Origin of the sequence: Citricoccus sp. NPDC079358 (assembly GCF_040702545.1) — a bacterium.
Classification (GTDB): domain Bacteria; phylum Actinomycetota; class Actinomycetes; order Actinomycetales; family Micrococcaceae; genus Citricoccus.
This window is the reverse complement of sequence record NZ_JBFBLI010000001.1, coordinates 60,581-80,730: the sequence shown is the minus strand read 5'-3', so window position 1 is coordinate 80,730 and position 20,150 is coordinate 60,581. Positions and strand designations below refer to the sequence as shown.

The window sequence follows — 20,150 nt, the reverse complement described above, 5'->3', positions numbered from 1 at the left end:
GGTACTCCTCAGGTCCGGTGACATCGGCTTACAGCCTACCGCCCGGCGCCCCTCACCCTGGCCCCCACTCCGACCCCTCAGCCCTCCTGCGCGACGCCGTACTGGTACATGACCTTGGCGACCTCGCCGCGGCTGATCGGGTCGTACGGGCGGTACTCGCCGCCGTGGTAGCCGTTGACCAGGCCCTCGGCGGCGGCCCAGGAGATCGCCTCGTAGTACGAGCCGGAGGACGGCACGTCCGGGAACACCGAGACCTCGGGGGCGGTGAAGCCTTCAGGATCCACGGCCCGGTAGAGGAAGGTCACGAACTCCGCACGGGTCACGTCCTGGCCGGGCCGGAACGTGCCGTCGGCGTAGCCCTCGGAGACGGGGGTAGCGCCGTCGGAGCCCTCGGGACCCTCGGGACCCTCGGCGGCCCAGGCGATCGGGGTGAAGTGCGGGGCCCCTGCTGGCACGTCCGGGAACACTGGGGCGTCAGGGTCCGTCGGGTCGGCCGGGTCGGTGGTGTAGTCCGGGGCCAGATAGCGCTGCAGGAACGCCACGGACTCGCCACGGGTGATCTCGGCCGCCTTGCGGTAGGTGCCATCGGTGTAGCCGGTGGTCACCCCGGCGGTCTGCATCCACCGCACCGGCGCGTAGTACACCGAACCGGGCTGATTGTCCGAGAAGTCCTCCACCGGCTCCGGATCAGTCGGATCGCTCGGGAAGTGCTCGGCGGCCGGGCCGAGGTTCAGGAACACCGTCTCGCCGGTCGCGTCTTCCACCCCGTCATTGTCCGTGACGGCGTAGACGTTCCCGTTGCCGGCGATCGCCAGCCCTTCCAGCTTCTCCTGGGTCCAGCCGTTGAGGTCCTGCAGTTGGGGCAGCACGTCGATGGCCTCGGTCTTCTCGAGCACCGGAACCTCCTCGGCCGCCGCTCCGCCACCGGCGCCGGTGGTGGCTCCGGCCTCCGGAACCTCGACCGTGAAGACCTTCTTCAGGGCTGCGTCCGGGCCGTTGAGCTTGTCCCGCTCGATGACCGCGAGGGTGTCCGCGTCCACGGCGGTGATCTCGCTCAGGCCGATCCAGTCGCCCTCGACGTCGGTGGACTCCAGCGCGTAGCCGAACCACTCCCACTCACCGGTGGCCACCGTGAAGCGGCCGATACGGGCGAAGTCCTCGCCGGCGGCCTCGCGTTGCACAGCGGTGTAGAGCACCGCATCCTGGCCGGAGCCCGCGCCGGTGACACCCTCGAGGCCCTGGCCCTTCAATCCTGCGGCCACTTCGGCGGGCAGGTCGACCGAGGCGAGCTCCTGGCCCTCGGCATCCACGTGGACCAGCCGGTTGCCCTCGGAGCCGATCTCACCGTCGGTGATCGCGGTGCCCTCGACGGCCAGCCAGAAGGTGCCGTCCGCATCGGCCCACAGGCCTTCGATGTCGTACCCGTGCTCCAGGGCGAGCTCGGACTCGATGGTGGCCGGGCCGCCGTCGTCAGCGGTGGTGGTGTCCACCGTGTAGATCCGGGACGGGGACAGGAAGTCGTCCGGCGCCGCATAGAGCTTGTCGTCTTCGCCCGGCACGGCGGACAGGGCGCCCAGGGCGGACCAGGTGATGGGCTGGCCCTCCGTTGAAGCCGGTCCGGCCGCGTCCGCGGACTTCAGGGTCGGTACCGCCGCGGGCCCGTCTCCGAGTTCGAAGACCTGGACGGTGGCGCGGACGCCCACCTCGGCGTCGTCCTCCTCGGAGGAGACCACCATGAGGTTGCGCTCCGGGATGGCCAGCAGGCCCTCGGGGCCGTTGGTGGACGGCATCAGCTGGGTGAAGACCGGATTGGCCGGATCGTCGACGTTGTACACGGCCACGAAGTTGCCGCGCTCGGAGCCGACGAACGCGTAGGTGGTGTCGCCGTACGTCTCCACGGTCAGGCCCTCGGGCTCCGCGCCCTTGTTCTCAGACCGATGCTCGGGGAACTGGCCGTAGCGGTGGGCGAGGTTCTCGAAGGAGTTGCCGGCGTCCCAGACCACGTTGCCGAACTCCGCGGACTCCGGATCGGCGTTGAAGACGGTCCAGCCACGGCTGCCGCCCTTCCAGTCGCCCTCGTTGGCGGTGGCCACGTGGTCGTTGCCGATCCAGCCGATGGCATCCGGCTCGCGCACGGCGTCGGTGATCGAGCCGTCCAGGGACAGGTTGCCGTCCTCGGCGGTGTCGATGCCCTCCACGGAGACGGCGCCGGCACTGAAGTGGTCGATGACCTTGCCCGTGGCCGCATCGAGGATGACGACGCCGTTGTTCTCCTGCAGCGTCAGGGCGGCCTTGGTGCCGTCCGGGGAGAACTTGATGTACTCCGGCTCCGGATCCTCGGGGGTGTCCAGGCCGGCCAACCCGGTCAGGTCCGTGTACCGGATCGACTCGGCGGTCAGCGCGGTGATGTCCTCGGCGGACAGATCGATCACGGCCAGTTCGCCGGCGGGCAGCTGCGGCAGACCTCCGTCCACGTCCTCGCGGTCCTCGTCGCGCTGGTTCTCCATGGCGATCATCGCGGTGGTGCCGTCGGGCGAGACGTCGATCGAGTCAGGCTGGCCCTTCAGGTCCACCCCGTGGATCAGCTCGAGGGTCTCCGGGTCCCAGAACTCGACCTTGCCGGTCGGGTGGGTGAAGTCCTCGGAAGTGTCCGTGACCACGATGATGAAGGCCTCGGTGGCGTACACGGAGGTCGGGGAACCATCGGTGGCCTTGAACCCGGCCGCCTGCGGGTTCTCCGGGTCGGTGATATCCACGAAGCCGATGCCCCCGGCCTCGGCGTCGGTGTGGATCACGGTGTTGCCATCCGCGGTGACGGTGGAGATCTCGGCGACCGTAGGGGCGGACGGGTCCGCCTCGGGGTCCGCGGCCAACTGGTTCTCGAAGGCCGGCAGGGTGGCCAAGCGGTGGAAGGACTGGCCCTCGGCGGCTTCACCCACGGGCACTGCGGTTTCCGCAGCAGTCTCGGCGGGAACGGGGGCGTCCGCGGGGGCAGCCGGTGCCACGGCAGGCGCGGCGAAGGTCGGGGCGGCAAAGGCGCCGGTCAGCACGGCGGAGAGGCCGAGTGCCACGGCACCGGACAGGCGAGGGTGAGTACTCATGTCGGGGATACCCTTTCGGGGGACGGGAGGGGACCTCACCATCCAAGCCCCCGCACCCCCTCCTTCCGTGGCCACCAGGAGTCCACCGGGTGAACGCTGGGCCAGCGGACGGTGCCGGGCCTAGCGTCCGGCCTGCCGCGACTGCCGGTGACGGCGCTGGGCGTCCCGCGCCCGCAGCACCTGCGCCACGAGGTAGGTGACGAGTCCGAGGCCGATGAGTCCGATCGCGGCCCACTGGAGGGGCCGGATCTGCACGCCGCCGCCGATCAGCGCGACCACGATGCCGAGCAGAAGGAGACCCGTGCCGGTCAGCAGGGTGATGCGATAGGCCTTCGAGCCGTTGTCCCAGGGGTTGAACACCGCTCTACCGTATCCCGGAATCGCCGCAGCACGAGATCGACGAGCTCCCGGGGCACCGGGCCGGCCTGCCCCAGCAGTGGGAGCGTGATGGTCCCGGCCCCAGCCGCCGTAGCCTCGGAGACGAGCAGCGACTGGAAGTATCCGGGCGCCAGGAGATAGCTGAGCACCAGGACCGGCCGTCGGGGATCCCGAGCACACAGGTTCTCGACGGCGGCCGCGACCCGGGGCTGTGCGGCCGAGAGGTAGGCCTCGGCCACGGGCGTGCCGAGCCGTTCGGCCAAGCGGTACGCGACGGCGCGGCAGTCGGCGACGGCGCCGGCGTCGGTGGATCCCGCCGCGCCGAGGACCACCTGGTGGTGCCCGCGCACGAAGCCGGCGGCCATGGCCCGGCGCGCGAGCAGGTCGACGAGGAGCTCGTCCGGACCCAGCGCGGGGGCCACGGGGATGCCCTGGGCGGCCTCCCGGAGGTCCACCTTGACGTGGTAGCCACCGGACAACAGCACGGGCACGACGACGGCGCTCCGGTCCGCCGGCAGGCCCGCCAGGACCTGCCCCACCTGCGGCGTCTGGACGTCCACGTGCGTCAGCAGGACCTCGACCTCGGGTGTGGCCCGCTGCTCCACGACCCGGGCGAGGGCGGTGATCCGCGCCTGCCCCACCGGGTCCGCGGTGCCGTGCGAGACGGCGACGAGGGTGCGGGGTTTTTTCATCATGCGGCCCGCTCATGCCGTCCGACGGCGACGATCCCGTCCCGCACCCGCACCGGGAAGGTGGCCAGGCTCAGCGCCGGATCGGTGAGGCACTTCCCCGTGGCCAAGTCATAGACCTGCTTGTGCAGGGGCGAGGTCAGGGTGGGGCGCCCGCCCCGGGAGCCGACGATCCCGCGGGCCATCACGTGCGCCTTCGCGTACGGGTCCCAATGTGAGACGGCGACCACCTCGTCCGAGGGCAACCGCACCACGGCGACCTGTTCGCGGTCCACGAGGGCCGCCTCCGCCCACAGGGGCTCGAGGGCCTCGAGCGGGCAGACCGGCTGCCAGTCGGTGGCGGGGTGGGTGGCGGGGTGGGTGGCGGGGTGGGTTGCGGGGTGCACAGCGGTGAGTGTCATGCACCCACCGTAGGAACCCGTTGTTTCCGTCAGTCTCGCGGGATGTTTCGAGCGTGCAACGTTGTGCTCTCCCGCCCTCCGGTCGTGCGTGTGAGGCCCACGTCATGCAGCCGTTACACGAGGGACACGGCCGGGAAACCGCCGCCTCCTAGCGTGAGTGGCCTACGACGCAAGGGGATGGACTCATGACCGTGCAACCCGACCAGCAGCCCGCAGGGCGCACCACCGACCGGCCGGACGTCAGGACGATCGCCGTCGTCGGCGGTGGCCCGGCCGCACATCGGCTGGTCGAGGCCCTGCTGGCCCGCAGCGGCGACGACCTCCGGATCGATGTCTTCGCCGAGGAGCCCTGGGCCCCCTACGACCGGGTGGCGCTGTCCCGCCGGTTCACAGACCCCGCCGACGACCTGCCGCTGACTTCTGGTGGTTCCGGCGGCTCGGTCCCCCCGCTCTGGGAGGACTCCCGGGTCCGCCTGCACACCGGCTGCCGGGTCACCGTCCTGGATCCCGACGCGCGGTCCCTCACCGTGGAGGACAGCACCGGGAACGGTTCCACCGTCACCTGGGATGAGGCGGTCCTGGCCACCGGCAGCGACGCCGCCCGGCCGGCGATCCCCGGTGCCGGGGACATGACCGTCTACCGGACCATCGATGATGTGGACCGGTTGCGGGAGCACGTGACGGCCCTGTCCCAACGGCTCGGGCGCACGCCGCGCGCGGCCGTGATCGGCGGCGGCCTGTTGGGTCTGGAGGCCGCCGGCGGGCTGCGGGGGCTGGGCACGGACGTCACCGTGGTCCACTCCCGGCCCTGGGTCATGAACGCCCAGCTGGACGAGTTCGGCGGACGGACGCTGAACCGGCTGCTGCGCGGTCAGGGATACGTCCTGAGGCTCGGGGAGCGGCCCAGCGCCCTGCGGGGTGGGAGGCTCTGTTTTCCCTCCGGTGAGGACCTCGAGGTGGACCTGGTGGTGGCGGCCACCGGCATCACGGCGCGGGACGAGCTCGGGGCGGGGATCCTTGAGCTCGGCCCCCGGGGCGGGTTCGCCATCGACGAGCGGTGCGCCACCTCGGCACCGCACGTGTGGGCCATCGGCGAGGCCGCCAGCTTCGAGGGCGAGTGCATGGGCCTGGTGGCCCCGGCCAACACGATGGCCGAGGTGGTCGCCGACCGGCTGTGCGGCGGGACCGGCACGTTCCCCGGTTTCGACACCGCGGCCAAGCTCAAGCTCTCCGGGCTGGACGTGGCCAGCTTCGGCGACGGCTTCGCCTCAGCCCCCGGCGCCCTCGAGGTCGTCTACGCGGACCCCACCGGCGGTCTCTACCAGAAGCTCGTGGTGTCCGAGGATGCCCGCACACTGCTCGGCGGGATCTTCGTGGGCGACGCCGCCCCCTACGCGTCCCTGCGGCCGCTGCTGGGCCGGGAGCTGCCCGGGGAGGCCGGGGCGTTCCTGTCCGCCGCCGGCCACGGGGCACCCGTGGACCTGCAGATGCCGGACGATGCCCAGATCTGCTCCTGCCGGGACGTCAGTGCCGGTGACCTGCGGGCCGCCGTGTGTGGCGGATGCCCGGACCTCGGCGCACTCAAGGCGTGCACCGGCGTCGGGACCCAGTGCGGTTCCTGCCTGCCGGCGGCCCAGAAAGTCATGGAGCAGCAGATGGCCGAGCTGGGGATGGAGGTCTCCACGGCGCTGTGTGAGCACTTCGCCCTGTCCCGGTCCGAGATGTTCGAGGCCGTCCGCACCACGCGGCTGACCACGTTCAGCGAGATCGTGGCCCGTTTCGGCACCCCGGCGGACCCGTCCGTGAACCTCGGCTGCGATCTCTGCAAGCCCGTGGCGGCCTCGGTGCTGGCCACGCTCCACGGGGAGTACATCCTCGGTGCGGACCGCGGCGGCCTGCAGGACACCAACGACCGCGCGCTGGCGAACATGCAGAAGGACGGCACCTATTCGGTGGTGCCCCGCATCCCGGCCGGTGAGATCACTCCCGCCAAGCTCGCCGTGATCGCCGAGGTCGCCGAGGCCTATGGGCTCTATACCAAGATCACCGGGGCACAGCGGATCGACCTGTTCGGGGCTCGCCTGGATCAGTTACCGGGCATCTGGGAGCGACTGGTGGCGGCCGGTTTCGAGTCCGGCCAGGCCTACGGCAAGGCGCTGCGCAACGTGAAGTCCTGCGTGGGCTCCACGTGGTGCCGCTTCGGCGTGCAGGATTCCGTGGCCATGGCCATCACCCTCGAGGAGCGGTACCGGGGCCTGCGCTCCCCGCACAAGATGAAGTTCGGGGTCTCCGGCTGCGCCCGCGAGTGTGCCGAGGCCCGCGGCAAGGACGTCGGCGTCATCGCCACGAGTGAGGGCTGGAACATGTACGTGGGCGGCAACGGCGGTGCCACCCCGGCCCACGCCCAGCTGCTGGCCAAGGACCTCGACGACGAGACGCTGCTGCGGTACATCGACAGGTACGTGGTCTACTACATCCGCACCGCCGAACGGCTCCAGCGCACCGCCCGGTGGATGGAGGAGCTGGAGGGCGGCCTCGACCATGTCCACGACGTGGTGGTCAAGGACACCCTCGGGATCGCGGCCGATCTGGAACAGGTCGTGGCCGAGCACCTGGAGACCTACCGGGACGAGTGGGCGGCGACCCTCGAGGACCCCGAGCGGCTGCGCCGGTTCCGCGGCTTCGTCAACGCGCCGGACGGCGGTCTTCCCGTGGTCGCCGGCCCGCGGATCCCGGTGCGGGGAGGCCAGCGATGAGCCCGGCCACGGACCGGACGACCGACGCAGAGTTCGCCCCCGGCAGCGTGGCCCTCGTCGGCGGCGGCCCGGGTGCGGCCGACCTGCTGACGGTGCGGGCGATGCGCCTGCTGCGGCAGGCCGACGTCGTGTACTTCGACCGGCTGGCCCCGACCGAGGACCTGGCCGTGTGGGCCCCCCGCGCCCGGCTGGAGGACGTCGGCAAGCGGCCCGGGCACCACAAGGTGCCGCAATCCGAGATCAACCGACTGCTCGTGGCCTCCGCGCTGGCCGGACTGCGCGTGGTCCGCCTCAAGGGCGGGGACCCCTTCGTGTTCGGCCGCGGCAGTGAGGAGGCCGCCGCCTGCGAGGACGCCGGCGTGCCCGTGACCGTGGTCCCCGGCATCACCTCGGCCGTGTCCGTCCCGGCCGCGGCCGGGATCCCCGTCACCGCCCGCGGGATCAGCAAGTCATTCACGGTCGTCTCCGGCCACGATCCCCTCAGCGAGGAGGAGCTGGCCGGGCTGGCCCAGCTGGGCGGGCAGGGCGGCACGGTGGTGGTGCTCATGGGCATCGGCACCCTGGGCCACACCGCCGCCGGCCTGATGCGGCACGGGTTGGACGCCCGGACGCCGACAGGTCTGGTGGAACGTGGCTGCACCCCTGAGCAGCGGGTCTGCCTGGCTCCGCTCGAGACGATCCTGCTGGCCTCCGCGGTGCAGGGCATCGCCTCACCGGCCGTGCTGGTCATCGGCGAGGTGGTGCGCCTGGCCCCCGGCGCCGAACTGCCTTGGTCCGGGCTGACGGGACTGACGGGGCTGACGGGGCCGGCAGGAAATCAGCTCACCGATCTCGTGGACAACGCATGAGCGGGCCGGCCACCGTGACCTCCGTGACCTCCGTGGCGCAGGTCCTGCCCCAGACGCTCGCCGGTTTCCGGATCGGCGTCACCTCGGACCGGCGCAGCGAGGAACTCATCAGCGCCTTCGAACGCCGCGGCGCCGAGGTGATGCACGCCCCGGCCCTGCGGATCGCCCCGCTGACCGAGTCCGTGACCCTGCACCGGGACACCCGCCGTGTCATCGGGGCCCTGCCGGACTTCGCCGTCATCACCACGGCCTACGGGATGCGCCGATGGATGGAGGCCGCGGACGCCTACGGGCTCGGCCCGGACCTGCACGGGGTCCTCGCAGCGGCTGCCATCCTCGTCCGGGGGTCCAAGGCCCGCGGCGCCGTCCGGGCCGCCGGCCTGGACGACGTCGGCTCACCCGAGGACGAGCGGACGGCGTCCGTGGTGGACCTGCTTCTGGCCCGGAACCTGTCCGGGCGCACGGTGGCGTTCCAGCTGCACGGGATGCTGGACCACCGGCAGATCGGGCGGCTGGAGAGGGCCGGCGCCCGGGTGCTGACGGTGATGCCCTACACGTGGGCCCGGCCCGCGGAGGACTCGGCGCTGCTGCGGATGATCGATGCCGCCATCGACCGCCAGCTCGACGTGCTCACCTTCACGGCGGCCCCGGCGGTGGAGGCCTTCCTCGCCGTGGCCCAGCAATACGGCCGGCTGGACCCCCTCCTCGAGGCGCTGCGGACGGAGGTGGCGACGGCCGTCGTCGGGAAGGTCACCGCCGGGCCGCTGCATGAGGCGGGGCTGCAACCGCTCATTCCCTCGCGTTGGCGCCTCGGCGCGATGATCCGGTTGGTCTGCGAACACCTCGAGCAGCAGCAGGTCCTGCGCATCCGGACCCGGTGGGGGCCCGTGGAGATCCGCGGTGCGCAGGTGCAGCTGGTGGATCACGCGGCCGATCCTGTGCGGCTGCCCCCGGGGCCGCTGGCGCTGCTGCGTGAACTGGTGGACGCCCAGGGAGCCGTGCTGTCCCGCGGGCACCTGCTGGAGACCCTGCGCCAGTGCGAATCCGAGCACGCCCTGGAGATGCTGGTGTGGCGGCTGCGTCAGTTGCTCCCGGTGCCCGAGTTGGTGGCCACGGTGGTCAAGCGGGGCTACCGGCTGGCTGTCTAGCGGGCGGCCCCGCCAGCAGCTGCTCGATCCGGTCCCGGCACGTCCCGCAGCCGGTCCCCGCGCCACACCGGCCACCGACCTCGTCCACGGTGGTGCACTCCTGGGCCGCCTCGTGGACCTGTCCGGCGGTGGCCCCCGAACACCGGCACAGGACGTCCTCCGGTCCCAGCTCCCGGTCCGCGGCGGCATGCTCCATCGCCAGCAACGCGGAGCGTTCCGCCACGGGCAGGGTGCCGGTCAGGGCGTGCCGGGACAGTTCCGCCGCGGAGCGGGGCAGGCCGATGGCCACGAACCCCAGCAACCGGGACCCCTGCGTGACGAGGCGCAGGTACTGCCCGGCTCCCGGGTCCGCCCAGGTGGTCACGCTGGGGCCGTTCGGGTCCCACGGGTCTGCGGTGAGATCACCCGCGCAGGCCACGGACAGCGTGTGGGACTTCACCACGATGGGGTCCAGGCGGCCGGTCGGGGTGGGGGTTGGAGTGGGCGTGGCCACGGGACGGCCGGCGGCATCGCGATCCACCGCCACCGGGACGCCGGCCTCCATCAGCAGGGCGCCGGCGGTGGCACGTGCCTGGTCCCAGCCCGGCCCGATGAGCCCGCTCGGCCGGGAGCCCAGGACGGCGGCGCAGTCACCCACCGCGAAGACGGACGGATCGTCCGGACAGCGTCCGTCCCGGTCCACCACGATTCCGCCGCGGGGCAGGGTGTCCAGTCCCGCGGCCGCGGCGAGCTCGTCACGGGGGCGCACCCCGGTGCAGGCCACGAGCAGGGTGGCCGGGATCCGCCGCCCCTGGGTGGTGCGGATCGCGGTGAGGTGGGGGACGCCGTCGTGCGCTGTGGCCCGGTCCTGGGCGCGGGCGGCGACCACGAGTTCCTGTACGCCGCAGTCCGGCCGGACCTGGATGCCGGTGGCGCGGAGCTGGCGCAGCAGCAGCCGGCCGGAATCGGGATCGAGCTGACGCCCCAGGGGCACGTGGCCCCGGTGCAACAGGGTGACCGCGGCACCGACCTCGGCGAGCGTCAGCGCCGCCTCCACGCCGAGGACGCCGCCGCCGAGCACCACCACCGGCTCGGCGTCCCGCACCGCCTGGTGCAGGCGCCGGGCCTCGGCCAGGTCCCGCAGCGCCATCACGCCGACCGGGCGGTCTCCGGCGCCGCGGGCTGGGACCGAGATGCCCCGGCCCACGGTGCCGGAAACCGGGAAGTCCGGGATGACGGCCTGGGCGCCGGTCGCCAGCACGAGCCGGTCATAGGGAACCGAGGCGCCATCGAACATCACCGTCTTGCGCTCCCGATCGAGGGCCACCACCGTGACCCCGCACCGGATCACGACGCCGGCCGGCGCCGGATCCTGCGCGTCGCCCTGCGCGTCGAGGAGGGACAGGGCGGCGCCGTCGATCCGGCCGCTGGCCACATCCCCCAGGCGGATCCGCTGGTAGGCCGGGACGGGCTCCTCCCCCAGGATGGTCACGTGGGCCGCGCCCGCCTCCAGGGCCGGTCCCAACTCCTGGACGAGCCGGGCCGCCACCGGGCCGCCACCCACGACCACGATCCGCAGGGGCCCGCGGCTCATGACCGGCCTCCGTCCAGGGATGGTGCCGGGTGCAGGGTCACGGGGGTGTTCTTGAACTCCGGCATCTGGCTCTGTGGATCCAGCAGGCCGGCCGTCAGCCGGTTGGCGGCGCCCCGGCCGGCGAAGTGGAACGGGACGAACACCGTGTCGGTGCGCAGGCCGGAATCGAACACCACGCGGGCCTGCATGCTCCCCGACGTACTGCGCAGCTCGGCGTGGGCGCCCTCGATGAGCCGGAGCCCGCCGGCCGTGGCGGGGTGGACGCTGACGGTGGCCACGGGGTGCACGCCGAGCAGCTCGGGCACACGGCGGGTCTGGGTCCCGGATTGGTAGTGTTCCATCAGCCGTCCGGTGGTCAGGGTGAGCCCCTGGGCCGAGGGAGGCTGGGGGTCCCGGACGTGGATCGGCCCGAGGTGGGCTCTGCCGTCTGGGTGCCCGAAGGCCTTGGTGAAGACCCGGGGGGTGCCGACCACCGGTTCGCCGCTGACGGTGACCTCCTGTGGGCCGGGGGCATGTTCGTCCAGGGGCAGGGGCCAGTAGGCGGCGACCTCGTCGAGACGGTCCCAGGCCACGCCGGAGTAGTCGGCCCGGGCGCCGGCCGTGACCCGGCGGATCTCGTCGAAGACCTCGGCGGGCTCCGAGGCCAGCGGCGCGGCACTGCCCAGGCGGCGGGCGAGTTCTGCGAGGATCCAGAGCTCCGAACGGGCCCCCTCCGGTCCGTCCACGGCCCGGGTGCGGCGCAGCAGGCGGCCCTCGAGGTTGGTCAGGGTGCCGTCCTCCTCCGCCCACTGCAGGACCGGCAGGACGACGTCCGCGAACTCGGCCGTCTCGGACCGGAAGAAGTCACAGACCACCAGCAGGTCCAGGGCCCGGATCCCCTCCTGGACGCGCTGGACGTCCGGGGCCGAGACCACCACGTTGGCCCCGTGCACCAGCAGGGCCTTCACGCCCTGCTCCGTCCCCAGGGTGTGGAGCAGTTGGGTGGCGGGCAGGCCGGGTCCGGGCAGGTCGTCCGCGGGGATGCCCCAGTGCCGGGCCGTGACCTCGCGGTCCGCCGGGTCGGTGATGGAGCGCAGGCCGGGCAGCTGGTCCGCCTTCTGGCCCATCTCCCGCCCGCCCTGGCCATTGCCCTGACCTGTGAGGGTCCCGTAGCCGCCGTGCCGGGTTCCCGGCAGACCCAGGAGCAGAGCCAGGCTGATGGCCGCCTTGGCGGTGTCCGTCCCGTCCCGGTGCTGCTCCACACCGCGGCCGGTGAGGATGAAGACCGGGTCCCCGCCGGACTTCGACGCGCGGGCAGCCGCCGCCAGGGACCGCGCCAGCCAGCGAATGCGCGCGGCCGAGATCCCGGAGAGGGTCTGGCCCCGTTCCGGCCACCAGTCGGCGACGGACCGGCGGAAGGAGGACAGTCCCGTGGTCCGGCGGGAGAGATAGTCCTCGTCGGCGAGCCCCTCGGCGAGGAGGACGTGGGCGACGGACAGCAACAGTGGCAGATCCCCGCCGGGAGCCGGGGCCAGTTGGTGCCCGGCGTCGTCCCCGGTGAGCTGCGCGGTGGCCGAGCGGCGCGGATCCACCACGATCAGGCCGCCATGACTGCGGGCCTTCTCCAGGTGCTGGACGAAGGGCGGCATGGTGTCCGCCACGTTGGAGCCCAGGAGCAGCACGGTGCAGGCCGCGTCCAGGTCGGTCAGCGGGAACGGCAGGCCCCGGTCCAGGCCGAGGACCTCGGTGGCCGCCTTGGCGGCGGAGGCCATGCAGAACCGCCCGTTGTAGTCGATCCGGGAGGTGCGCAGCGCAGTCCGGGCGAACTTGCCCAGCGTGTAGGCCTTCTCGTTGGTCAGGGACCCGGAGCCGAAGACCCCGATGGCGTCCCGGCCGTGCCTCTGCTGGAGGGCCGTGATCCGGGAGGCCACCAGGTCCAGGGCCTCGTCCCAGGTGGCTTCGCGCAGGGGTGCCGCGTCCCGGTCCGCGCCGTCTCGACCCGCGCCGTCCCGGATCAGTGGGGTGGTGAGCCGGTCCGGCCGGTCCCCCAGCAGCACGGCGGAGGTGGCGCCCTTCCGGCAGAGCCGGCCGCGGTTGGTCGGGAACTCGGCGCCGGTGACGGTGGTGGGGCTGGTGGTGGGGCTGGTGGTGGGCTCGACGGTCAGGGTCATCGAGCACTGGAGTGCGCAGTAGGGGCAGTGGGTGCGGGTGGCGGGGGACGAGGTGCGGGTGGTGGGGGGCGAGGTGCGGGTGGCCGATTCAGACATTGGCGCGGGCCAGTGCCGTGCCGGGGCGGCGGTAGACGAGGTAGGTGAAGACGGCCAGGCCCAGGTACAGGGCGGCGAGAACCCAGAAGGCGGCGTCGAAGGAGCCGTTCGCGCTGTGCGAGGCCCGGAGCACCTGCGGGATCAGGAAGCCGCCGAACCCCCCGACGGCCCCGATCAGGCCCAGGGCGGCGGAGGCCTTGCGTTCATGGCCGACCGGATCCCCCGCGGGGACGGTCAGGCGGAAGACCAGCGGGATCATCCGGTAGCTGGAGCCGTTGGCGATGCCGGTGAGGGTGAACAGCGCCAGGAACAGGCCCAGGTAGAGCCAGAAGTTCTGCCACGGCAGGGTGAGCACCACGGCGGCGGTCACGGCGGACATCGCGATGAAACAGCTCAGGGTGACGCGGGCCCCGCCGCGGCGGTCGGCCAGCCGGCCGCCGAAGGGCCGGGCCAGGGACCCGACGAGCGGCCCCAGAAACGCCATCGAGATGGCCGCGCCCCACAGGTCCAGGCTCGTGAACGCCGGGAACATGAGGGAGATCAGGGTGGGGAACACGGAGCCGAAACCCATGAACGAACCGAAGGTCCCGATGTAGATCACGGCGATCAGCCACAGGTGCGGCTCGCGCAGGGTGGACAGGGATCCTTTGAGATCGTTGCGGGCGTGGGAGAGGTTGTGCATGTAGCGGTGCGCGCCCCAGGCGGCGAGCAGGATGAACGGGATCCAGATCAGCCCGGCCAGGGGCAGGTTCGGGCCGAAGGTCCCGAAGGCCAGCAGGGTGACGGCGAGGGGGACGAGGAACTGGGCCACCGCCACCCCGATGTTGCCGCCGGCCGCGTTGAGCCCGAGGGCGGCCCCCTTCTCGCGGGCCGGGAAGAAGAAGGTGATGTTGGCCATGGAGCTGGCGAAGTTGCCGCCGCCGAAGCCGGCCAGGGCGGCCACGAGGTACAGCACCCAGACCGGGGTCTCGGGGGTGGAGAGCGCGAGGGCGAGGGCCGTCGTCGGGATCAGGAGCAACAGTGCGGAGATGACGGTCCAGTTGCGGCCGCCGAACAGCGCCACCGTGAAGCTGTAGGGCACCCGCAGCACCGCCCCGACGAGCGGCGGCAGGGAGACGAGCCAGAACTGCTGGGAGGTGCTCAGGTCGAATCCGGCGGCCGGCAGGAAGACGACGGTGACGGACCAGAGTTGCCAGACGGCGAACCCGAGAAACTCACAGAACACAGACCAGTGCAGGTTGCGCCGGGCGGCGGCCCGGCCGGGGCCATTCCAGAACTCCGGGTGCTCCGGCTGCCAGTTGCTGACCCAGCGGCCCGGCCCCAGGACGAGCCGGTCGGTGGGCGGCGCCTCGGCGGTGCTGGTGGTGGTGTTGTTCGTCGTGGTGTCCGTGCTGGCTGCTGTGCTGGTGGTGGCCATGACGCCACCCTGCCAAGAGGGTGTTTCCGTCAGCATCGCCGGGAGGTTTCCGCGAGGGAAAAGGTATCTCACCCGGTGCCGGGAACGGGGTGAGAAAACGGGTGAGACGAAAGAGGACCCGGATCCTCGCCGAGGGTCCAGGTCCTGTTCCGTAGCGGCGGGGGGACTCGATCCCCCGACCTCACGATTATGAGTCGTGCGCTCTAACCAGCTGAGCTACGCCGCCATGGAATGAGTCAGCCCGTGGCCGCGACATCTCGCAACGCACGGGCTCTCATTCAGAGCCCCGACCGGGAATCGATCCCGGGACCTCAGTCTTACCAAGACTGCGCTCTACCACTGAGCTATCGGGGCAACGACGTGAAACTCTACCAGCGATTTCCGTACGAATGAAATCGAGGCGGTTCCACGCTCGTTCAGCCAGTTTCCACCGGCGGCTGACCGGTCAGTATCCGTCAGTACCGGTCACGTGAGGGCTTCTCGAAGGACTTCCGACCGCCCTTGAATCCACCCTTGCCGCCACCCTTGTGACCGCCGTAGCCGCCCTTGTGGCCGCCACCCTTGTAGCCGCCGCCACCGGAGCGGAAGGGCTTGGCCTCGCGCTCGGAGTTCGTCGGACGGCCGGTGTCCTTCTGGATCTCGATCGGACGGCCGTTGATGGTGGTGTTGCCGAGGGCATCCCACTGCTGGCTGGTCAGGTCCGCCGGCAACTCCACGAGGGCGTGGTTGGAGCGGATGTCGATGTGACCGATCTGGTTGGAGCGCAGCCCGGCCTCGTTGGCGAGGGCACCCACGATGTTGCCCGGCTGCACACGGTCCTGGCGGCCCAGCGCGATCCGGTACGTGGCGTTGCCCTCTGCCGGGCCACGCTGCGGGCCGCGGGAGCCGCGTCCGTCACGATCGCCACGGTCCTCCCGGCCACCGCGTTCCATCCTGGCCGGGGGCATGTCCTGCTCCTCGGCCAGCAGCGGACGGCCGCCCTGGGCCATCTTGGCGAGCGCGGCGGCGACATCCTCGGCGTTGACGTCGTTCTCCGCCACGTACGAGTCGATGAGACCGCGGAACACGTCCAGGTCGCCCGCCGAGAGGGTCTCGGTGATCTGGGTGCTGAAACGGCCCAGGCGGGAGTTGTTGACGTCCGCCACGGAGGGCATGTTCATCTGCTCCACGGTCTGGCGGGTGGCCTTCTCGATGGCCCGCAGCAGGTACTTCTCGCGCGGGGTCATGAACAGGACGGCATCGCCGGAGCGCCCGGCACGGCCGGTGCGGCCGATGCGGTGGACGTAGCCCTCGGTGTCATGCGGGATGTCGTAGTTGATGACGTGGCTGATCCGCTCGACGTCGAGGCCGCGGGCCGCCACGTCGGTGGCCACCAGGATGTCGATGCGGCCGGAGCGCAGGTTGTCCACGGTCTTCTCGCGCTGGTTCTGGGCGACGTCGCCGGAGATCGCCGCGGCGCGGAAGCCACGGGCGTTGAGCTTGGTGGTGAGCTCCTCGGTGGCGTTGCGGGTGCGGACGAAGGCGATGACGCCGTCATGCTCCTCGGTCTCGAGGATGCGCGTCATGGCCTCGAGCTTCCAGGAGCCGGTGACCTGCATGAAGCGCTGGCGGATGTTGCCGGCCGTGGTGTTCTTCGCGGCGACCGAGACCTCGACGGGGTTGTTGAGGTACTTGCCGGAGATCCGCTGGATGGCGCGCGGCATGGTGGCGGAGAACAGCGCGGTCTGCTTCTGGTCCGGGGTGGCGGACAGGATCTGGTCCACTTCCTCGGCAAAGCCCATGCGCAGCATCTCGTCGGCCTCGTCCAGGACCATGTACTGCAGGTTGGACAGGTCCAGGGAACCCTTGGACAGGTGGTCGATCACGCGACCCGGGGTGCCGACGACCACCTGGGCGCCACGGCGCAGGCCGGAGAGCTGGGGGCCGTAGGGGGCGCCGCCGTACACGGGAAGCACGGTCACACCCTTGATGTGCTTGGCGTAGGTGGTGAAGGCTTCGGCGACCTGCAGGGCCAGTTCGCGAGTCGGGGCGAGCACGAGGATCTGCGGGGTGTTGGCGGGGCCGTTGACGTCAGCGGTCTCGGCCAGGCGGGACAGGGCCGGCACGGCGAACGCGGCGGTCTTGCCCGTGCCGGTCTGGGCCAGGCCCACCACGTCACGGCCGCTGAGCAGCAGCGGGATGGTCTGGGCCTGGATCGGCGAGGGGTTCTCATAGCCGAGGTCGGAGATGGCGGCGAGGACTCGGCCGTCGATGCCGAGATCAGCGAATGCGGGGACTCCCGACTCGGTGCTCTCCGTGTTCGCGGCACTTTCCGCGTTCTCGGTGTTTTCCGAGTTCTCGGCATTCTGGATGGTTTCGTTTTGGGCGTGTTCGGACACAGTATTTCCTCACGGGGATCGGTGATTGCGGCCGGTTGGGTGCCGCAACGCATCGGATTGGTTCTCTCCGGTGCTCCCCGTGGCGTGGTCCAACATCACGCCCGTTCCATTTCTCCTGGCGGTCCCCGCCCTGCCGGTTCCGTTGGCGTCCCGGGCCGCAGGGGCGGCACAGATCAACAGCGGAGGAACGGAAGGGGGTTCGGGACCGGCCGCCCGCGCAGCCGACACGTTGCCGAAAGCGAGCCACACAACTTGATGCCTTGCTGCAGTATTCAACAGCGGGCATACACAGGGGATTTGACCGGAATGGTCCCCCCAGTCTAACGCATCCCGACGGCGGAGAGACCGGGCCGAACCGTTAGGCTCGTCACGTGCCCGAGCAGACCCCTGGACAGCAATCCCCTGGCCCCCAGCCCCACCATCGTTTCGCCCGTGCCGCCGGCAAGGCCACGCGTTCCTTCCTCGACGCCTCCCGGGACGACGCCGAACGCGCCCGTGCACAGCGTCAGGACCAGGACGACCGCCGAGCGGCCGAGGAGCACGCCGCGGCCGAGCGCCGCGCCGCGACACCGACCACCCTGAAGGTGGCCCGCTGGTGGTGGACCGTGGCCACCGCGGTCTTCGCCCTGGTGGCCACGGCCTTCCTCCTGTCCGGGCTCAACGCCCCGACCGGCACCGCCGGGGGACTCGACCTCGCCGCCCCGGAGGCCACCACCACCGGCCAGTTCGTCCTGGCGGGGCTGGCCGGCGTCCTGGCCCTCGCCACCGGCACCGGCGCCGTCCAGCTACTCCGGTCCCGCCGCAGCGCGATCGGCCTGCTGACCGGCGTGGCCGTGATCGTCGGAATCCCCCTGATCGTCCGCGGCCACCCCCTGCTCCTGGTCCTCGCCCTGGTGCTCCTGGCGGGCGCCGCCCTGCTGTGGTCCCCACCGGTGCGGCGATTCCTGCGCTGAGCCGCTGATCCGCTGAGTTACTGATCCGGTGGCGATCAGCCCTCGGTATCACGGAGCAGCAGGACGTCGGAGACGACGTCGATATGCCGCTGCATCGCCCGGGCCGCCTCGTCCGGATCGCCCCGGCGAATGCCCTCCGCGATGGCCCGGTGGGCCTGGAGGGAGACTTCCGGACGCCCGGGCTGCCCCAAGGACTCGATGCGGGTCTCCCGGATCCTCTCACTCAGGAAGTCCATCATCTGCGCCAGGACCCCGGAATGCGCAGCCTGGGTGATGGCCCCGTGAAACCTCTCGTCTCCCCCCACGCCGCGGCCACCCTGCTCGATCTCGCCGGCCATCACCTCGATGGCCGCGTCAATCGCCGCCAGATCCTGATCCGTCCGGCGCTCGGCCGCCAGGGCCGCGAGCTTGACCTCGATGGTGCTCCTGGCCTCCACGATCTCCGGCAGCAGACTCCGATGGTCACTCAACTGCCGCAGCAGCGTCGTCGCATTGGGGCGGTAGACCAGGACGGCACCGGTGCCGTGGCGGACGTCGATGACGCCGAGCACCTCCAGCGCCACCAGGGCCTGCGCCAGGGTCGCCCGGGAGACGCCGAACTGGTCGGCGAGGTCACGTTCCGAGGGGAGCCGGTCGCCGGGCGCCAGGCCCTCCTCGCCGATGAACTCGAGGATCCGCTCCATCAACTGCTCGTACAGCCGGGCACGCGTGATCCGGCGCGCCCCATGGCTCCTGTCCTGTTCCACCATCTGCGGCCTCCCGCGCCCTCGTCCGTGAGTTCGTCACAGCATATTGACAACCCGTTCATGAGTCTAGGAGGCTAGGCCACTAGCAGAGTGATCCACTTCACACGCCTCTGGAAGGCATTCCTATGTCAGAACCCCTCATCGCGATCGTCATCCTGGCCGCCATGTTCATCCTCGCCACCGTGCTGCCCATCAACATGGGCGCCTTGGCTTTCGTGGGCGCCTTCGTCCTGGGGGCCCTCTTCCTGGGGATGGAGGCCGATGACATCCTGGCCAACTTCCCCGGTGGCCTCTTCCTCACCCTCGTCGGCGTCACCTATCTCTTCGCCATCGCCCAGAACAACGGCACGATCGACCTCCTGGTCAGACGGGCTGTGAGGCTCGTGGACAACCGGGTCGCCCTCATCCCCTGGGTCATGTTCACCCTCACTGCGATCATCACAGCCGTGGGCGCACTCGGCCCGGCAGCGGTGGCCATCATGGCCCCCATCGGCCTCAACTTCGCCGCCAAGTACAAGATCAACCCGCTGATGATGGGCATGCTGATCGTCCACGGCGCCCAGGCCGGGGGCTTCTCCCCCATCGCCGTCTACGGCGTGATCGTCAACGGCCTGATCGACGACGCGGGCTTCGCGTTCAGCCCGACGGCCCTGTTCCTCAGCTCCCTGATCTTCAACGCGGTCATCGCCGTCATCCTGTTCCTGGTGCTCGGCGGCCGGTCCCTCGTGGGAACCCGGGTGACACAGTTCGCCGAGTCCGTCTCGGACGCCCGCCTCAACGCCTCGGTGGGCGCCCGTGCGGCCGGCGTCGACTTCAAGGGTTCGGGCAGCGGCACCTACGGTCCCCGGGACCCGGCCGGCGATGGCCCGTCCGCCTCCCCCTCGCAGACGGTCTCGTTCCCCCAGATTGCCACCATGCTCGGCCTGGTGGCCCTGGCCGTGGTGGCCCTCGGCTTCCAGGTGGACATCGGCTTCGTGTCCATCACCATCGCGGTGATCCTGGCGCTGCTCTCGCCGAAGGCTCAGAAGGGAGCGGTCAACAAGATCAGCTGGCCGACGGTCCTGCTGATCTGCGGCATGCTGACCTTCGTCGGCACGCTCCAGGAAGCCGGGACGATCACGTACGTCTCCGACGCCGTCGCCCAGATGGGCATGCCGCTGCTCGCCGCACTGATGATCTGCTACATCGGCGCCGTGGTGTCCGCCTTTGCTTCCTCCACCGCCATCCTCGCGGCCCTGATCCCCCTGGCCGTCCCCTTCCTCGACTCCGGGTCGGTCAGCGCCATCGGCGTCGTCTGCGCCCTGGCCGTCGCCTCCACGGTGGTGGACGTGTCCCCGTTCTCCACGAACGGCGCCCTGGTCCTGGCGAATGCGCCGGAGGGGACGGACTCCGACCGCTTCTACAAGCAGATCCTCACCTACGGCGCGATCGTGGTGGTCGTCGCCCCGCCGCTGGCCTGGCTGACCATGGTGGTCCCCGGATGGATGTGATCCGGCACCGGCCCGAGCGACGCGCG

At 71.3% G+C, this 20,150-nt stretch carries 14 protein-coding genes and 2 tRNA genes; 5 read left to right on the top strand and 11 right to left on the bottom strand.

Annotated features, from left to right (window positions below; all coding sequences use genetic code 11):
* Nucleotides 1–77 precede the first annotated feature (77 nt).
* The 4 genes from AB0333_RS00340 to nirD all read right to left on the bottom strand — a co-directional run bounded on the left by AB0333_RS00340 (nt 78) and on the right by nirD (nt 4,569).
* Nucleotides 78–3,101 (bottom strand): esterase-like activity of phytase family protein, encoded by a 3,024-nt coding sequence (locus tag AB0333_RS00340; protein WP_366216798.1) that lies wholly within the window; start codon nt 3,099–3,101, stop codon nt 78–80.
* 120 nt (nt 3,102–3,221) lie between these two features.
* Entirely contained in the window at nt 3,222–3,461 is a 240-nt protein-coding gene (locus AB0333_RS00335) for a hypothetical protein (protein ID WP_366216797.1), read from the bottom strand.
* On the bottom strand, nt 3,410–4,174 hold the full coding sequence (locus AB0333_RS00330) for a CbiX/SirB N-terminal domain-containing protein (RefSeq protein WP_366216796.1): 765 nt from the start codon (nt 4,172–4,174) through the stop codon (nt 3,410–3,412). The genes AB0333_RS00335 and AB0333_RS00330 overlap by 52 nt, the downstream gene beginning before the upstream one ends.
* Nucleotides 4,171–4,569 (bottom strand): nitrite reductase small subunit NirD, encoded by a 399-nt coding sequence (gene nirD / locus AB0333_RS00325; RefSeq protein ID WP_366216795.1) that lies wholly within the window; start codon nt 4,567–4,569, stop codon nt 4,171–4,173. The genes AB0333_RS00330 and nirD overlap by 4 nt, the downstream gene beginning before the upstream one ends.
* Nucleotides 4,570–4,754: 185 nt before the next feature.
* Between nirD and nirB the strand changes: the two genes are divergently transcribed.
* Genes nirB through AB0333_RS00310 form a run of 3 tightly spaced genes read left to right on the top strand, consistent with a single transcriptional unit; the run spans nt 4,755 to nt 9,321 of the window.
* A complete protein-coding gene (gene nirB / locus AB0333_RS00320) occupies nt 4,755–7,325 on the top strand; it encodes a nitrite reductase large subunit NirB (protein ID WP_366216794.1) in 2,571 nt (856 codons plus the stop codon).
* Nucleotides 7,322–8,173 carry a uroporphyrinogen-III C-methyltransferase gene (gene cobA, locus AB0333_RS00315; RefSeq protein WP_366216793.1) on the top strand — a complete coding sequence of 284 codons (852 nt, stop codon included), beginning with the start codon at nt 7,322–7,324 and terminating at the stop codon, nt 8,171–8,173. Before nirB ends, cobA begins: the two co-directional genes overlap by 4 nt.
* Nucleotides 8,170–9,321, top strand: coding sequence for a uroporphyrinogen-III synthase (locus AB0333_RS00310; RefSeq protein WP_366216792.1), 1,152 nt, complete (start codon nt 8,170–8,172; stop codon nt 9,319–9,321). The genes cobA and AB0333_RS00310 overlap by 4 nt, the downstream gene beginning before the upstream one ends.
* Here AB0333_RS00310 and AB0333_RS00305 read toward each other — a convergent pair.
* From AB0333_RS00305 to AB0333_RS00280, 6 genes are all read right to left on the bottom strand, one after another.
* Entirely contained in the window at nt 9,293–10,894 is a 1,602-nt protein-coding gene (locus tag AB0333_RS00305; protein WP_366216791.1) for an FAD-dependent oxidoreductase, read from the bottom strand. The two genes, AB0333_RS00310 and AB0333_RS00305, sit on opposite strands and share 29 nt — an antisense overlap.
* Entirely contained in the window at nt 10,891–13,140 is a 2,250-nt protein-coding gene (locus AB0333_RS00300) for a molybdopterin oxidoreductase family protein (RefSeq protein ID WP_366216790.1), read from the bottom strand. Before AB0333_RS00300 ends, AB0333_RS00305 begins: the two co-directional genes overlap by 4 nt.
* The gene (locus AB0333_RS00295; RefSeq protein ID WP_366216789.1) at nt 13,133–14,557 is read right to left on the bottom strand and encodes an MFS transporter; all 1,425 of its coding nucleotides are present in this window, start codon (nt 14,555–14,557) and stop codon (nt 13,133–13,135) included. Before AB0333_RS00295 ends, AB0333_RS00300 begins: the two co-directional genes overlap by 8 nt.
* A gap of 152 nt (nt 14,558–14,709) precedes the next feature.
* A tRNA-Met gene (locus AB0333_RS00290) sits at nt 14,710–14,783 on the bottom strand.
* A gap of 56 nt (nt 14,784–14,839) precedes the next feature.
* Nucleotides 14,840–14,911, bottom strand: a tRNA-Thr gene (locus AB0333_RS00285).
* Between the two features lie 101 nt (nt 14,912–15,012).
* Nucleotides 15,013–16,935 (bottom strand): DEAD/DEAH box helicase, encoded by a 1,923-nt coding sequence (locus AB0333_RS00280; RefSeq protein ID WP_366216788.1) that lies wholly within the window; start codon nt 16,933–16,935, stop codon nt 15,013–15,015.
* 371 nt (nt 16,936–17,306) lie between these two features.
* On the opposite strand from AB0333_RS00280, the gene AB0333_RS00275 reads away from it, so the two are divergent.
* The gene (locus tag AB0333_RS00275; RefSeq protein ID WP_366216787.1) at nt 17,307–17,888 is read left to right on the top strand and encodes a hypothetical protein; all 582 of its coding nucleotides are present in this window, start codon (nt 17,307–17,309) and stop codon (nt 17,886–17,888) included.
* Between the two features lie 35 nt (nt 17,889–17,923).
* Here AB0333_RS00275 and AB0333_RS00270 read toward each other — a convergent pair whose 3' ends face one another.
* Nucleotides 17,924–18,637, bottom strand: a complete 714-nt coding sequence (locus AB0333_RS00270; RefSeq protein ID WP_366216786.1) for a FadR/GntR family transcriptional regulator — start codon at nt 18,635–18,637, stop codon at nt 17,924–17,926.
* Nucleotides 18,638–18,759: 122 nt separating this feature from the next.
* Here AB0333_RS00270 and AB0333_RS00265 point away from each other — a divergent pair, with 122 nt between their 5' ends.
* Nucleotides 18,760–20,124 carry an SLC13 family permease gene (locus AB0333_RS00265; RefSeq protein WP_366216785.1) on the top strand — a complete coding sequence of 455 codons (1,365 nt, stop codon included), beginning with the start codon at nt 18,760–18,762 and terminating at the stop codon, nt 20,122–20,124.
* The last annotated feature ends 26 nt before the right edge of the window (nt 20,125–20,150 follow it).